Genomic DNA, 13,893 nt, shown 5'->3' with positions numbered 1-13,893 from the left:
GGCTCAGTTGCCTCCCGTCGTGGTGCCGGACATCTGGGCGGGGGCGCTGGGGACGGCGGGAGCCGCGAGCGCGGGCGCGGCCGTCGCCTCCGGCTCGGGCACGGCGGTCCGCCTCTTCCGGTGCGTCACCCTGCGCCGCAGCTCGCTCAGGATCCAGACGACGATCGGGGCGAGCGCGATCACGGTGGCCAGTACCGACCAGGTCCGCATCGCCGCATGGGTGTGGTCAAGGAGCACCGAGGCGGTCAGTGAGGCGAGCAGTATCGCGGCCCAGCCCAGATGGATACGGAAGGTCAGCAGCCGGTCCGCGCTGGCCTCCCCCTTGGGGGTGACGACGAACCGGCTCGGCCGCCGCAGCACCGCCTCGCACAGCGACTTGGCGTATATCGGCGCGCAGACCGCGGACATCGCCATCCCGGCCAGGCCCCCGGAGCCCTGCGGTTCGTGCGGCGAGACGTTGTGCCGCCGGTTCCACAGGTACAGCCCGATCTGGAGCGCCGCCGCGTCGCTGTACAGCATCAGCCACACCGACGCGGCGACCTGCGTACCGGAGGCCCCGAACCACAGGAAGAGCACACAACTGAGCACTCCGAGCAGCCAGTTGACGGCCGACATCGGGTAGTAGGCGAGCATCAGCGAGTACGAGAAGAACCGCCCGCGCGGCATCGAGAGCGGCGCCTTGCGGTACTGCTTGAGCAACGTCTCGTAGGTGCCCCGGGACCAGCGCATCTGCTGGGTGAAGAAGTCGGTCCAGGAGGCCGGGCCCTCGCCGACGGCCAGCACGTCCGGGGTGTACACGGACTGCCAGGCGTGCCCGGTGGCCGGGTTGCGGTGCCGGTGCAGGTCGAAGCCGGTGGCCATGTCCTCGGTGATCGAGTCGCGCAGCCCGCCGATCTGGCGCAGCGCGCGGATCCGTACGACGTTGTTGGTGCCGACGAACATGGGCGCGCGGTAGCGGTTTCCGGCCCGCTGGATCAGCGCGTGGAAGAGGAACTGCTGCGACTCGGCGGCCTTGGTGACCGCCGAGCGGTAGTTGCCGTAGACCTGTGGGCCGACCACGAAGGCGACGTCGGGGTCGCGGAAGTAGCCCATCATCCGTTCCAGGAAGCCCGGTTGCGGAACGTGATCGGTGTCCACGGAGGCGAAGAATTCGTACTCCGCACCGTGCTTGGCGAGCCAGGCGTTGTAGTTGCCGTGCTTGGTGCGGGCCTTGTGGGGGCCCGTGTCCCGGTTCCACTCGGGGATGCCGTGCCGGGTGAAGTGCCGTACGCCGAGTTCGGCGCAGAGGGTGCGGGCCTGTTCGTCGTCACCCTCGTCCAGGAGCCAGAAGTCCAGCAGCCCGGTGTGGTGGACCTTGACCATGGCCTGCAGCGTGCGGCTCAGCATCTCGAAGGATTCGCGGCCCGGCACGAACGTGGTGAGGAAGGCGACCCGGGTCCCCCGCTCGGGGGTGACCGGCACGGGGTCGCGGGCGACCATCGTGGCGTGGGCGATGGAGATGACGTTGACCAGCATGAACGCCTCGATCAACCCGATCGTGACCAGCATCGTGACGTCACAGGCGACCAGCCAGGTCTCGGCGCCCTCGCGCCGGGTCCAGTGCGTCGGCCAGACCAGGTAGACGAGCAGCACCCCGGTGAGGACCGGGGCCAGCGTCATCAGCAGGACCGCGCGTATCCGGTGCGGTTCGTCGGCGAGCAGCGAGCGGTACTCCACCCGGTAGGCGCTGCCGGTGGGCTCCGTCAGCGGCCCCGCGAGGCGGCTGTAGCTGTCGTAGTCGTAGCCCTCCGGCGGCACGGGCACTCCCGGGTGTGAGGGAACAAGCCAGTACCCACACACAAAGGGACATGCGACGACGTGTCGACCGGAGGGGTCCGTCCGGGCACTCTTCGTCGGGCAAGCGGGGGAAAGAGGGCGCCCGGACGATTACGGCCACGAGGTGGAGCGAGGTGCCGCGGAGTGACGTGCCGTCACGGCGTGGCCGCTCACTCGCCCGTGCCTCCTGCGGCGTCCATGGCGTCCGTGACGAGTACGAGCTTGCCCGTCGTCCGGTTCGTGTCACCGAGTGCGTGCGCCTTCGCGGCCTCGGCCAGCGGGAAGGTCTCCGCGACGGTCGCCCGGAGCGTGCCCGCCTCCGCCAGCTCGGCGATGGCGTTCATCCCGGTGTGGTCGGCCTCGACGAGCAGGAGTTCGGTGCGCACGCCGAGCCGGACGGCTTCCTCGGCCAGGCCCTCGCCCGGCACGGGCAGGATCGAGACCAGCACACCGCCGGGGCGCAGGGTGCGCAGCGAACGGAGCTGGTAGTCGCCGCCGATGGTGTCCAGTACGACGTCGACGTCGTGGACGGCCTCGGTGAAGTCTGCCTCGCGGTAGTCGATCATCTCGTCGGCCCCCAGCGAGCGGACGAACGCGTGCTTGCCCGCGCTGGCCGTGCCGATCACGTACGCGCCACGGGCCTTGGCGATCTGTACGGCGAGGTGGCCGACGCCACCGGCCGCCGCGTGGATCAGGACACGGTCGCCGGGCCGCACCCTGGCTGTGTCGACGAGCGCCTGCCAGGCGGTGAGCGCCGCGAGCGGGAGCGCGCCCGCCTGGACGTGGTCGATCGTCGGCGGCTTGTGGGCGAAGGCCCGCGCGGGCCCGGTGACGTACTCGGCGTGGGAGCCGACCCCGTGGGGGTAGGGCAGCATCCCGAAGACCTCGTCGCCCGGCTTGAACAGGGTGACGCCGATGCCCACCGCCTCGACCACGCCGGAGACGTCCCAGCCCAGGACGAACGGCGGCCGACCGAGAAAGAGGCCCATGGCCCGGTGCTTCCAGTCGGTGGGGTTCACGCCCGCCGCGTGGACCTTGATCAGTACCTGGCTCGGTCCCGGCGCCGGGCGCGCGACCTCGACCTGCTGCAGGACCTCGGGGTCGCCGAGAACGTCCTGGCTGATCGCGCGCATCGTCGGCGCGGTCTCGGTATCGGTATCGGTCTGCTGTGGGGTGTGGGTGGTCTGTGAGGTGTTCGCAGTTGTCATGCGGTCCACACTGCCGCCGCGGGGTGAGCCGAACAATGGCATGATGGTCACTATTCGATGGGATCGTGCCATCGACTATCGGGCGTCGGGCGCCGGGTGGCTCGGGGATCAGCGCGAGCGGGCGGCAACGAGGGTCGGGCATCAACGAGAAACTGAGAGGCGGCGGTGTCATGAACCAGGGACTGGGACCGGGACTGGGACCGGGACTGGAGCTGGGACCGGGACTGGAACCGCGCAGGTCAGCGCCGGCACACCGCGTCGCCGTCCTCGCGCTGGACGGGGTCTATCCGTTCGAACTCGGCATCCCCAACCGGGTCTTCGGCAGCACCAACGGACGCTACGAGCTGCGCACCTGCACCGCCGACGGCCGCCCGGTACGTACCGACGCGGACTTCGAGATCACGGTCGCCCACGGCCCGGAGATCCTGTCCACCGCCGACACGGTCGTGATCCCGCCCTACGACCTGACCCTGGCCACCGGCGAACTCGCCGAACCCGTCGCCGAGGCCCTCGCCATGATCCGCCCCGGCACCCGCCTGGTCTCGATCTGCACCGGCGCCTTCGTCCTCGCCGCGGCCGGACTCCTCGACGACCGCCCCGCCACCACGCACTGGGCCCTCGCCGAACACTTCCGCCGCCTGTTCCCACGGGTCAGGCTCGACGCCGACGTGCTCTTCGTCGACGACGGCGACATCCTCACCTCGGCGGGCGCGGGCTCCGGCGTGGACGTATGCCTGCACGTCGTGCGCAGCGACCACGGCAGCGCGGTGGCCAACCACGTCGCCCGACTGTGTGTGGTGCCCCCGTGGCGGGAAGGCGGCCAGGCCCAGTACATCGAGCATCCGGTCCCCGAACCGGCCACCGCCACCACGGCCCCGACCCGGCATTGGGCCCTGGAGAACCTGCATCTCCCGCTCACTCTCGCCGACCTCGCGGGCCATGCGCGGATGAGCCTACGAACCTTCGCCCGCCGCTTCGGCGACGAAGCCGGGGAGAGTCCGGGACGCTGGCTCACCCGGCACCGGGTCGCCAGGGCGCGCCATCTCCTCGAAACCAGCGATCTGTCGGTCGATCAGATCGCCGGCCAGGTCGGCTTCGCCACCGCCACCTCACTGCGCCAGCACCTCCACGCCGCGATCGGCGTGGCCCCGCTCGCTTACCGCCGCACTTTCCAGGCCAGCGCATCACAGGGCCGGAACGAACCAGAAGGCCGGAAAGGATCAGAGGACCGGAGAGAAGAAGTCGGCCGGAAAGAAGAAGCGGGCCGGAGAGAGGAAGCGGGCCGGAAAGAACCGGTCTAGCTGTCCAGCCGTGCAGCCGCATTACCCCTCGGCGAGGTGCCGCTCCACCGTCGCGACCTTGGAGCTGAGGCCGTCGGTCACACCCGGCCTGATGTCCGCCTTGAGGACCAGCGAGACGCGCGGCGCACGGGCCTCGACGGCGGCGACGGCACGGCGTACGACGTCCATCACCTGGTCCCACTCGCCCTCGATGGACGTGAACATCGCGTCCGTACGGTGCGGGAGTCCGGACTCGCGGACCACCCGCACCGCGTCGGCGACGTACTCACCGACGTCCTCGCCGACGCCGAGCGGCGTCACGGAGAAGGCGACGATCACGTGTTCACGACGCCTTCGCTCCGGGCGCGGGCGGCGATGACGCCGTCCTGCTCCTCGCGGCCGAGCTTGCGGTGCGCGTACAGACCGCCGAAGGGCGGCAGGGCGAGCAGGAAGTAGACCGCGACCTTCTGCCAGGGCCACTTGGTGCGGTACCAGACGTCGGCGAGCAGGACCACGTAGGTCACGAAGAGGATGCCGTGGATCAGGCCCAGCGGCATCATCAGGAAGTCGATGTCCGAGATCCGGCTCAGCAGGGAGCCGAAGATCAGCAGGGCGGGGAAGGAGAGCGCCTCCGGCAGGGAGACGAGGCGCAGCCGGTGCAAGGCGGTGGCGGTCTTGATGTCCACGGTGAACCTTCGGGGTCGCTTCGGGTCGTGAGAACCGATTCGGGGTGGTGAGAGGCGATCTTGTGAACGTGCTCACAAGCTCTCCGGTCATTGTCGCAGCCCGCCGGGCGGCCTCGGCGACGGGGTCCCGCCACACACCCCACGGATCCGGCCGAACCCACGCCCCGCCCCCTCCCGCTCCCCCCTCCCGCTCCCCCTCCCGCTCCCCCTCCGCCCACGGCTCCGGCCCGCCTCCCGGTCCGTAACTCACCCGGGGACGAGGGCAGCCCTGTCGGACTTGCCCGACAGCGGGCTACCTTTTCCGGGTGGCAACGTTCCGACTCCAAGGCAGCAAGGTGCTCGCCGTCGACATGACCGGCGACGCCGTGAAGGCGAAGAACGGCTCGATGGTCGCCTACGACGGCCGGATGGCGTTCAAGAAGATGTCCGGCGGCGGTGAGGGCCTGCGCGGCATGGTCACCCGCCGCCTGACCGGCGAACAGATGGAATTGATGGAGGTCAGGGGCGAGGGGACCTGCTGGTTCGCCGACCGGGCCACCGAGATCAACCTGGTGAATCTCCAGGGCGACAAGCTCTACGTCGAGGCGGGCAACCTGCTCTGCGTGGACGCGGGCCTGCGCACCGGCACCTCGTTCACCGGGGTGCGCGGCGCCTCGCAGGGCAACGGCCTGTTCACCACGACCGTGGAGGGCCACGGCCAGGCGGCGATCATGTCCGACGGCCCGGCGACGGTGCTGCGCGTCAGCGCCCAGTACCCGCTCACGGTCGACCCGGGCGCCTATGTCGCGCACCAGGGCGACGTACGGCAGAGCTTCCAGTCCGGCGTGACCTTCCGCACCTTCCTCGGCGAGGGCGGCGGCGAGGCCTTCCAGATCCGCTTCGAGGGCGAGGGGCTCGTGTACGTACAGCCCAGCGAGCGCAACACGATCGGAGGGGAGGTCTGATGCCCTTCCGCGAGGTCAACTCCAGGATGGTCGAGGCCACCGTGGCGCCCGGCCAGCGGCTCTTCTCGCAGCGCGGCGCGATGCTCGCCTACCGCGGCGAGGTCACCTTCACCCCGAACCGCTCGGGCGGCCAGGGCGGCGTGATGTCGATGATCGGCCGCCGGGTCGCGAACGAGGCCGCGCCGCTGATGACGGTCGAGGGCAACGGCACCGTGATGTTCGGGCACGGCGGCCACCACGTCCAGGTGATCGGCCTGACCGGCGACACCCTCTACGTGGAGGCCGACCGGCTGCTCGCCTTCGACGGGACCCTGGAGCAGGGCACGATGTTCATGGGCTCGCAGGGCGGCGTCATGGGCATGGTGCGCGGCCAGGTCACCGGCCAGGGCCTGTTCACCACGACGCTCAAGGGCCACGGCTCGGTGGCCGTGATGGCACACGGCGGCGTCATCGAGGTACCGATCACCCCGCAGCGCCCGGTGCACGTCGACCCGCAGGCCTATGTCGCCCACCACGGCGACGTCCGCAACAAGCTGTCCGCCGCCCTGGGCTGGCGGGACATGGTGGGCCGCGGCTCCGGCGAGGCGTTCCAGCTCGAGCTGAGCGGCAACGGAACCGTCTACGTCCAGGCATCGGAGGAAAAGCTGTGAACACCTACGGCGCCCCGGCGGGCGGACCGGCCGTCTACGACCCGATGACCCTGCCGGTCGACGACAACGTCAACCACTACACCTTCTGCGTGGAGCTCAAGGGGAGCCAGTGGTTCCTGCAGAAGGGCAAGATGATCGCCTACTACGGCTCGATCGACTTCAACGGCATCGGGCACGGACGATTGGACGCGCTCGTTCGCAGCAGTTTTCATTCACCTTTGCACGCGGGCGACTGGGTCGTCGCCGAGGGCCAGGGCAAGATGCTCCTCGCCGACCGGGCCTTCGACGTCAATTCGTACGACCTGGAGGACGGCAATCTGACCGTTCGCTCCGGCAACCTGCTCGCTTTTCAGCCAAGTCTCTCGCTGAAGCAGTCGATCGTCCCGGGCTTCCTCACCCTCATCGGCACGGGCAAGTTCGTGGCCGCCTCGAACGGCCCCGTGGTGTTCATGGAGCCCCCGCTGCGGGTCGACCCGCAGGCCCTGGTCGGCTGGGCGGACTGCCCTTCCCCCTGCCACCACTACGACCACGCCTACATGTCCGGTCTGATGGGCGGCATCCGCGCGCTGACCGGGACTTCGGGCGCCTCCGGCGAGGAGCACCAGTTCGAGTTCGTCGGGGCCGGCACCGTACTGCTCCAGTCCTCCGAGACACTCATGCCGGAGGAGGCCACGGGCGCGGTCCCGGGGGAGGCCGGAGTGCCCGGCGGTCACGCTCCGTCAGGCGGCGCACCGCAGTCGTCGTCACCGAGGCTTCCCGGACAACTCGGCGACCTCCAGCGCCGCTTCGGGCTGTGAGCGGTAGCCTGCGGAGTGTGACGTCGAACGTGTGCACACCGTCACCCCCCTTGCCATTCGTTCGCTTTTCAACTTCTTAGGTAGAGTCGACTGCATGGGAACCGAAACCGCCACCCTCCCCCAGACTCCGTCCCCCGGGGAGACCCCCTGGCTGACCGACGCGGAGCAGTGCGCCTGGCGCACCCACCTGGAGGTCAACCGGCTGCTCATGAACCAGTTGGAGAAGGACCTCCAGCCCTTCGGCCTGACGATCAACGACTACGAGATCCTGGTCAATCTCTCCGAGTCCACGGACCAGCGGATGCGCATGAGCGACCTGGCGACGGCGACCCTCCAGTCCAAGAGCAGGCTCTCGCACCAGATCACCCGCATGGAGAACTCCGGTCTGGTCCGCCGCGAGAGCTGCGAGTCGGACCGCCGGGGCCTGTACGCCGCCCTCACCGAGTCGGGCCGCGAGACGATGCACAAGGTCGCCCCGCACCACGTCGAGTCCGTACGACGGCACTTCATCGATCTGCTCACCCCGGACTCCCTGGCCGGACTGCGCACGGCCCTGGCGCCCGTGGCGGAGCATCTGCGGGGGCAGCGGGGCAGCCGGGCCTGAGCACACCGGCACACCCGGCCCGGTTCCGTCCGGCCCATTCCGCTTCGGTCCGGCCCCGTCCGGCCCAAGTCATCGGCGCTCCGCCCGAGTTGGCGGGGCGCCGGTCGCGTTCCGGGACCTGCCGCACTCACCGTGCCGCGGGCGGCGGCCTCACATTCCCTTGCCCGCAAGGGCAGTTGACGCAAGTGCGCCGCCCGGACGCGGAAACGACCGCAGCAAGCACGGACCTTGTGCGAAGTCATTGAATTCTGTTCAGAATTGACACTATGTTGCGTTCGCCTGTGAGGCGGATTCACCGCGCGCCAACACGCGCGTCGTGCTTCCCGGCGATGGCGGCGATGGCGGCGACGCGCCCTCACCCATCGCCAGCGGATGTTCGGACTCGACTCGTTCCCCACGAAAGGCGAGCAACGTGCCCAGCAGAACCACCAAGTCCCCCTTCGGACTCGGATCGATACGTCCAACCAATCCCCTGGCAGTGGTCACGGCCCTGGCGTTGGCAGGGAGCCTGTTCGCCACCGCGACGGCCTCCGCCAGCACCGACTCTCCTGCCGACACCACCGGTACGAAAGCCGGTACGAAAGCGGGTACGAAGGCCGATACGAAGGCCGATGCGAAAGCCGCGGCGGGAGGCATCGCCACCACCCCGCCCATGGGCTGGAACAGCTGGAACGCCTACGGCTGCGACATCAGTGACGCCAAAGTGCGCGAAGCGGCCGACGCCATGGTGTCCTCGGGGATGAAGAAGGCCGGATACCAGTACGTGATCATCGACGACTGCTGGTCCGACGGACGTGACGCATCCGGCCAACTGGTCCCCGATTCGGGCAAGTTCCCGAACGGCATGAAGGCGGTCGCCGACTACGTCCACGCCAAGGGCCTGAAGTTCGGCATGTACGCCGCGCCGATGACCACGACCTGCGCCAACTACACGGGCAGCCTCGGCCACGAGAAGCAGGACGCGGCGACCTTCGCCTCCTGGGGCGTGGACTACCTGAAGTACGACTGGTGCGACTCCGGCGGCACCCTGGAGGAACAGCGCGAACGCTTCGCGCTCATGCGGGACGCGCTGAAGGACACCGGCCGGCCGATCCTCTACAACATCAACCCGGGCTCCCGGCACACCGCCGAGTACGCCTCGAAGCACGACTTCGGCGACTACGCCCACAGCACCCGCATCGGCGAGGACCTGAACACGAGTTGGTGGACCGACGGCAGCGGCCCCAGCCACTACCCGATGGGCACCCTCAACAACATCGACCTCGCGGCCCCGCTGTCCTTCCGCAGCGCCCCGCAGCGCTGGAACGACTGGGACATGCTCCAGATCGGCAACGGCGACATGCCCGCGGGCGAGGCGCGCGCCCAGTTCTCCCTGTGGGCGGTGGGCGGTTCACCGCTGATCGCGGGCAACAACATCGCCACCATGAACGACACCACCCGCGAGATCCTCACCAACTCCGCCCTCATCGAGGTCGACCAGAGCTGGGGTGGCTCGGCGGGCCGCCGCATCAGCCGCGTCGGCGACGCCGAGGTCTGGGCCAAGCCGCTCGCCGACGGCGATGTGGCCGTGGCACTCCTGAACCGCGGCAACAGCCCCCGCACCGTGTCGACTTCGGCCGCCGCCCTCAACCTGGGCGGCTCCGCCTCGTACGCGCTGCGCGACCTGTGGACGGGCCGTACCTCCACCAGCTCCGGCCCCCTCTCGGCCGAGGTACCCGCCCGCGACGCCGTCGTCTACCGCGTCGAACGCAAGGGCTCACTGAACGCCCCGCTCCCCGCCGGTGAGCACCGTGCCGGTGACATGAACTGGGCGGCCTCGTACAACGGTTGGGGTCCCGTCGAGCGCAACCGTTCCAACGGCGAGCAGGGGGCCGGTGACGGGCGCACGCTGTCACTGGGCGGCAGGACGTACGAGCACGGTCTGGGCACCAACGCCGAGTCCGCGGTGAACCTGTGGCTGGGCGGCTCCTGCGAGACGTTCACCGCCGAGGTCGGCGTGGACGACGAGGTGGGTGCCGGACGCGGCAGTGTGCAGTTCGGGGTGTACGGGGACGGGAAGCTGCTCGCGTATACGGAGGCGAAGTCGGGGGGTGAGGAGCCGACCGTGCTCTCCGTGTCCGTACAGGGCGTGAAGTCGCTGGAGTTGCGGGTGACGGGGACGGTGGACGGGGTCGATTACGACCATGCGGATTGGGCGGGGGCGCGGGTGAGTTGCTGAGCCGGGCCCGGCTACGGCCGGAGTTCTGACACTCGCGGTACGCGTGGCACGACGGTGGAGCCGCCGTCGTGCCACAGCGGCCGGCGGTACTCAGCTGTAGGCGTCGCGACGGTGCGCCACATCCACCACCGTGACCTCCAGCTTGGAGTCCGTGAGCGTGTAAATCACGCGGTAGTCGCCGACACGTAACCGGTACTCGCCCGCCCCGCCCTTGAGTTTCTTTACATCGTGCTGAGGGGCGCGAGGCTCCTTGGCCAGGGTCTTGAGTGCGTCGAGAATCCTCTTCTGAGTTGTCTTCTCCAGTGCCTTGAGGGCCTTGGCCGCGTGCCGCGTGAAGGTAACGGTGTAGCTCACGCCTCGCCGTCCTCCAGTACCTCGGCCTCGAGCTCATCGAGACTGAAACGGGCCCCGTCGTCGTCGGGACGAGCCCTACGGGCCAAAGCCGCGTCCACCGCGTTCTCGGCGGCCTCGTAGTCGGCAATGGAGACCAGCGCAGCCACGGGCTTGCCGTTCCTGGTGATGGTGATGGCCCCGCCTTGCTCGGCACGGTGGATCGCAGCCTTGAGCAAACCGGGCAGGTCGCCTTCTTCGATTGCGTCAGGAAGATCGGACATCACACCAAGCTATCTCTGCCGTCGGCTACCAACACGCAGATGACGAAGCTGTCACCCTCTCCCCGCTGCCACTCCGGAATCGGACCCGCCGCGCTCCGCCCCCGGAAGCACAAGAACGAACTCCGCGCCGCCCGCCGGGCTTTCGCCCACGGTGAGGGTTCCGCCGTGCCGAGTCGCGACGTCCCGCGCGATCGCGAGGCCGAGGCCCGCGCCGCCGTCGTCGCGGGTGCGGGCCTCGTCGAGGCGGACGAAGCGTTCGAAGATTCGGTCGCGGTCCGCCTCGGGTACGCCCTCGCCGTCGTCCGCCACCGAGAGTCGCACCAGCTCGCCCTCCGTCCGCAGGGTGACCGTGACCTCCGTACGCGCGTGCCGCTGGGCGTTGTCCAGGAGGTTCCGCAGGACTTGGGCCAACTGGCCGCGGGAGCCGGTGACTTCGGCCGGTTCGAGGTCGAGTCGTAGTGCGGTGCGGTCCGCCGGGCGGGACGCGGCTTCTTCGGCCACGAGTTGGGCGAGGTCGAAGTGTGTTCCGGCGGGCCGCTCCCCCGCGTCGAGGCGGGCGAGCAGGAGGAGGTCGGCGGCGAGGCGTTCCAGTCGTACGGTGTCGGTGACCGCGCCGTCGAGGTCGAGCAACTCCGGGTGGGCGGCGGCTACTTCGAGCTGGGTGCGCAGTGAGGCGATGGGGCTGCGCAGTTCGTGGGAGGCGTCGGCGACGAAGCGGCGCTGGCGTTCGACCGACGATTCCAGGGCGGCCAGGGTCTCGTTCGTGGTCCTGGCCAGCCTGGCCACCTCGTCATGGGTGGCCGGTTCCGGCACCCGTCGGGACAGGTCCTCGGAGGCGGTGATCGCGGCCATCTCGCTGCGGATCCCCTCCACCGGACGCAACGCCCGCCGGGTCACCAGCCAGGTCACCCCGCCCACGACGAGCAGAAGTACCGGCAGCCCGATGAGCATCACCGTCAACGCGGTCCGGTTCGCGCTGTGTTCGGCGTCCAGGGAGGCTCCTGCGTACACCGTCACCGGTTCACCGGAGGGCAGCGCCACATGCACCGCGGCGAAGCGGTACGCGGACTTCTCCCCGTCGACGGTCGCAGTGCCCTCGCTCCACTCCGCATCGGGGTCGATCTCACCGGGGTGGCCGCGCCAGTCGTCGTCCGTTTCGCCGTCGTTGTCGTTGTCGTTGTCGCCGTCCTCGGTTACGCCATCGCCTTCGTCGTCGTTCGCGTCGTCCGTATCATTCGCGTCGCCGGCGTCATTCGCGTCATCGTCGTCCGTGTCCGGTCCGCTGTCGTTCCCCTCCGGGCGGGCCGATTCCGTGGGCTCCGGGCGGGACTGCCTCGTGGGCTGCGGGCGTACCGACCCCGTGCCGGTCCCGGTCACCGCCTCCAAGTCCTCGTCCGCCGCGAGCAACCGCCCCTGGTCGTCCACGACTTGTACGGGGCTGTCCTCGGCGTCGGGCAGTTCGAGCCGCGCGGGCGCACGCCCGCCCGCGAGTTGGGCTGCGACGTCGCGGGCGGAGGACTCGGCCCGGTTGCCCGCCTCGGCGGAGAGGCTGGAGCGCAGGGCGGTCAGGACGGTGAACCCGGCCACCACCAGGGCGACGGCGACCACGAGGGTCGCGGCGAGCGTGGCACGGGCTCGTACGGAGGCGAGCGGCCGGCGTCTCATCGACCGCTTTCTCGTCGACGGCTGTCTCATCAGCGGGCCTCCAGGCGGTACCCGGCGCCGCGCACCGTGACGATGAGACCGGCGCCCAGCTTGCGGCGCAGCGTACGGATGTAGACCTCGACGATGTTCGGGTCGCCCTCGTAGGCAAAGTCCCAGACGTGTTCCAGGATCTCCGCCTTGGACACCACCTCACCGGCCCGCAGTACGAGCTGCTCCAGGACCGCGAACTCCTTTGCCGTGAACGGGACTTCCTCCTCATCGAGCCACACTCGGCGAGCGGCCGTGTCCACCGTCAGGCCGTCGAAGCGGTGCACCGGCGCCCGCCCGGCCCCCCGCCTGCGCAACAGCGCCTTCACCCGGGCGAGCAGCACCACGTACGAGAACGGCTTGGTGAGGTAGTCGTCCGCGCCGGTGTCCAGGCCCTCGGCCTCGTCGTACTCCCCGTCCTTGGCGGTGAGCATCAGGATCGGCATCTCGTGTCCCGCGGCGCGCAGGGCGGCGCAGATCCGGTAGCCGTTCATGCCCGGCAGCATGATGTCGAGGATCACCAGGTCGTACGTCCCCTCGGCGGCGCGGTGCAGGCCCTCCCGGCCGTCGTGGACCACGTCCACGGCATAGCCCTCGGCCGTCAGGCCCGCGGCGAGGGACAGGGCCAGCCGCTTCTCGTCCTCCACGATCAACAGGCGCATGCGCACAGCCTCGCAAATCCCTCCTGAAGAACCCTTCAGGTTCCTTCAGGCTGCCTTCAGCGTCGCTCCGGGACTGTGAATGCCGTGGCCGGGACGAGATCCGGTCCACCGGGCGCCGCAAGGCGCTCGGACGCAGAGTCACAAAGTCGCGAAGTCGCAGAGTCGCTGCGACAGACGCACAGACCTGGAGGATTTCCATGCCCATGAAGCGCAAGCTCGTCGTCGCCACCGCCACCGCCGCGCTGCTCGCGGGCGGCACGGCCACCGCTTTCGCCGTGGGCGGCGGCGGCGGCGGTGACGACCGTACGGCTTCCAGCTCGCGCTCCGCGCAGAGCACCGCGCAGGAGCACCCGGTCACCGCCGAGGAGGCCGCTGCCGCCGTCGCCGACCGGGGCAAGGTCACCGGCGTCGAACTCGACGACGAGTCCGGCAAGGCCGTCTGGGAGGTCGAGACGACCTCGTCCAAGGGCGCCGAGCAGGACTGGAACGTCGACGCCACCACCGGCAAGGTCACGGCTGACGCCGAGGACGAGAGCGACGACGACCGGGACGACAACCGCAACGACAAGGCCGACGACCGGGATGACCAGGACGACAAGTCCGACGACCGGGACGACCGCGACGACACCCACGAGGGCAAGGACGACGACCAGGACTGATGTCCCCGCACAGCACTGCGCCCCGCCTCCGGTTGGTTTCGGTCAACTGGGGCTGGGGCGGGGG

15 protein-coding genes are annotated in these 13,893 nt (G+C 69.8%); 7 read left to right on the top strand and 8 right to left on the bottom strand.

Going from position 1 to position 13,893, the window contains the following annotated elements; genetic code table 11:
- Positions 1–3 precede the first annotated feature (3 nt).
- Positions 4–1,797 (bottom strand): glycosyltransferase family 2 protein, encoded by a 1,794-nt coding sequence (locus HUT18_RS25485; protein WP_176102874.1) that lies wholly within the window; start codon positions 1,795–1,797, stop codon positions 4–6.
- Positions 1,798–1,985: 188 nt separating this feature from the next.
- Entirely contained in the window at positions 1,986–2,948 is a 963-nt protein-coding gene (locus HUT18_RS25480) for an NADP-dependent oxidoreductase (protein WP_254879088.1), read from the bottom strand.
- 245 nt (positions 2,949–3,193) lie between these two features.
- On the opposite strand from HUT18_RS25480, the gene HUT18_RS25475 reads away from it, so the two are divergent.
- Positions 3,194–4,324 carry a GlxA family transcriptional regulator gene (locus tag HUT18_RS25475; RefSeq protein WP_176102872.1) on the top strand — a complete coding sequence of 377 codons (1,131 nt, stop codon included), beginning with the start codon at positions 3,194–3,196 and terminating at the stop codon, positions 4,322–4,324.
- Positions 4,325–4,345: 21 nt separating this feature from the next.
- On the opposite strand, the gene HUT18_RS25470 is transcribed toward HUT18_RS25475, so the two are convergent.
- Together HUT18_RS25470 and HUT18_RS25465 are read right to left on the bottom strand one after the other, a co-directional pair.
- Positions 4,346–4,642 carry an MTH1187 family thiamine-binding protein gene (locus HUT18_RS25470; RefSeq protein WP_176102871.1) on the bottom strand — a complete coding sequence of 99 codons (297 nt, stop codon included), beginning with the start codon at positions 4,640–4,642 and terminating at the stop codon, positions 4,346–4,348.
- A complete protein-coding gene (locus tag HUT18_RS25465; protein ID WP_176102870.1) occupies positions 4,639–4,989 on the bottom strand; it encodes a DUF3817 domain-containing protein in 351 nt (116 codons plus the stop codon). The genes HUT18_RS25470 and HUT18_RS25465 overlap by 4 nt, the downstream gene beginning before the upstream one ends.
- 305 nt (positions 4,990–5,294) lie before the next feature.
- Here HUT18_RS25465 and HUT18_RS25460 point away from each other — a divergent pair, with 305 nt between their 5' ends.
- The 5 genes from HUT18_RS25460 to HUT18_RS25440 all read left to right on the top strand — a co-directional run bounded on the left by HUT18_RS25460 (position 5,295) and on the right by HUT18_RS25440 (position 10,202).
- A complete protein-coding gene (locus HUT18_RS25460; protein WP_176102869.1) occupies positions 5,295–5,933 on the top strand; it encodes an AIM24 family protein in 639 nt (212 codons plus the stop codon).
- Positions 5,933–6,583: an AIM24 family protein gene (locus HUT18_RS25455; protein ID WP_176102868.1), complete on the top strand. Its 651-nt coding sequence runs from the start codon at positions 5,933–5,935 to the stop codon at positions 6,581–6,583. Before HUT18_RS25460 ends, HUT18_RS25455 begins: the two co-directional genes overlap by 1 nt.
- Positions 6,580–7,380, top strand: a complete 801-nt coding sequence (locus HUT18_RS25450; protein ID WP_176102867.1) for an AIM24 family protein — start codon at positions 6,580–6,582, stop codon at positions 7,378–7,380. The genes HUT18_RS25455 and HUT18_RS25450 overlap by 4 nt, the downstream gene beginning before the upstream one ends.
- 94 nt (positions 7,381–7,474) lie before the next feature.
- Positions 7,475–7,984, top strand: a complete 510-nt coding sequence (locus HUT18_RS25445; RefSeq protein ID WP_176102866.1) for a MarR family winged helix-turn-helix transcriptional regulator — start codon at positions 7,475–7,477, stop codon at positions 7,982–7,984.
- A 412-nt stretch (positions 7,985–8,396) separates the two neighbouring features.
- Positions 8,397–10,202 carry an NPCBM/NEW2 domain-containing protein gene (locus tag HUT18_RS25440; RefSeq protein ID WP_176102865.1) on the top strand — a complete coding sequence of 602 codons (1,806 nt, stop codon included), beginning with the start codon at positions 8,397–8,399 and terminating at the stop codon, positions 10,200–10,202.
- Between the two features lie 90 nt (positions 10,203–10,292).
- On the opposite strand, the gene HUT18_RS25435 is transcribed toward HUT18_RS25440, so the two are convergent.
- Genes HUT18_RS25435 through HUT18_RS25420 form a run of 4 tightly spaced genes read right to left on the bottom strand, consistent with a single transcriptional unit; the run spans position 10,293 to position 13,170 of the window.
- Entirely contained in the window at positions 10,293–10,556 is a 264-nt protein-coding gene (locus HUT18_RS25435; RefSeq protein WP_176102864.1) for a type II toxin-antitoxin system RelE/ParE family toxin, read from the bottom strand.
- Positions 10,553–10,816 carry a type II toxin-antitoxin system prevent-host-death family antitoxin gene (locus tag HUT18_RS25430; protein WP_176102863.1) on the bottom strand — a complete coding sequence of 88 codons (264 nt, stop codon included), beginning with the start codon at positions 10,814–10,816 and terminating at the stop codon, positions 10,553–10,555. Before HUT18_RS25430 ends, HUT18_RS25435 begins: the two co-directional genes overlap by 4 nt.
- Before the next feature lie 51 nt (positions 10,817–10,867).
- Positions 10,868–12,481 (bottom strand): cell wall metabolism sensor histidine kinase WalK, encoded by a 1,614-nt coding sequence (locus HUT18_RS25425; RefSeq protein ID WP_176102862.1) that lies wholly within the window; start codon positions 12,479–12,481, stop codon positions 10,868–10,870.
- 29 nt (positions 12,482–12,510) lie between these two features.
- On the bottom strand, positions 12,511–13,170 hold the full coding sequence (locus HUT18_RS25420) for a response regulator transcription factor (protein WP_176102861.1): 660 nt from the start codon (positions 13,168–13,170) through the stop codon (positions 12,511–12,513).
- Between the two features lie 203 nt (positions 13,171–13,373).
- On the opposite strand from HUT18_RS25420, the gene HUT18_RS25415 reads away from it, so the two are divergent.
- The gene (locus HUT18_RS25415; RefSeq protein ID WP_254878802.1) at positions 13,374–13,829 is read left to right on the top strand and encodes a PepSY domain-containing protein; all 456 of its coding nucleotides are present in this window, start codon (positions 13,374–13,376) and stop codon (positions 13,827–13,829) included.
- Positions 13,830–13,893 lie beyond the last annotated feature (64 nt).

The sequence above is a fragment of the Streptomyces sp. NA04227 genome (assembly GCF_013364195.1).
Taxonomy (GTDB): domain Bacteria; phylum Actinomycetota; class Actinomycetes; order Streptomycetales; family Streptomycetaceae; genus Streptomyces.
The sequence above is the reverse complement of the archived record's forward strand: the minus strand, read 5'-3'. Positions and strand labels throughout refer to the sequence as shown.

What these genes read in the sequence shown, in the direction of transcription:
- HUT18_RS25480 (WP_254879088.1), bottom strand. Translation starts at nt 2,948, where the DNA reads ATGCGCGCGATCAGCCAGGACGTTCTCGGCGACCCCGAGGTCCTGCAG.
- HUT18_RS25475 (WP_176102872.1), top strand. Translation starts at nt 3,194, where the DNA reads ATGAACCAGGGACTGGGACCGGGACTGGGACCGGGACTGGAGCTGGGA.
- HUT18_RS25455 (WP_176102868.1), top strand. Translation starts at nt 5,933, where the DNA reads ATGCCCTTCCGCGAGGTCAACTCCAGGATGGTCGAGGCCACCGTGGCG.
- HUT18_RS25445 (WP_176102866.1), top strand. Translation starts at nt 7,475, where the DNA reads ATGGGAACCGAAACCGCCACCCTCCCCCAGACTCCGTCCCCCGGGGAG.
- HUT18_RS25430 (WP_176102863.1), bottom strand. Translation starts at nt 10,816, where the DNA reads ATGTCCGATCTTCCTGACGCAATCGAAGAAGGCGACCTGCCCGGTTTG.
- HUT18_RS25425 (WP_176102862.1), bottom strand. Translation starts at nt 12,481, where the DNA reads ATGAGACGCCGGCCGCTCGCCTCCGTACGAGCCCGTGCCACGCTCGCC.
- HUT18_RS25420 (WP_176102861.1), bottom strand. Translation starts at nt 13,170, where the DNA reads ATGCGCCTGTTGATCGTGGAGGACGAGAAGCGGCTGGCCCTGTCCCTC.
- HUT18_RS25415 (WP_254878802.1), top strand. Translation starts at nt 13,374, where the DNA reads ATGAAGCGCAAGCTCGTCGTCGCCACCGCCACCGCCGCGCTGCTCGCG.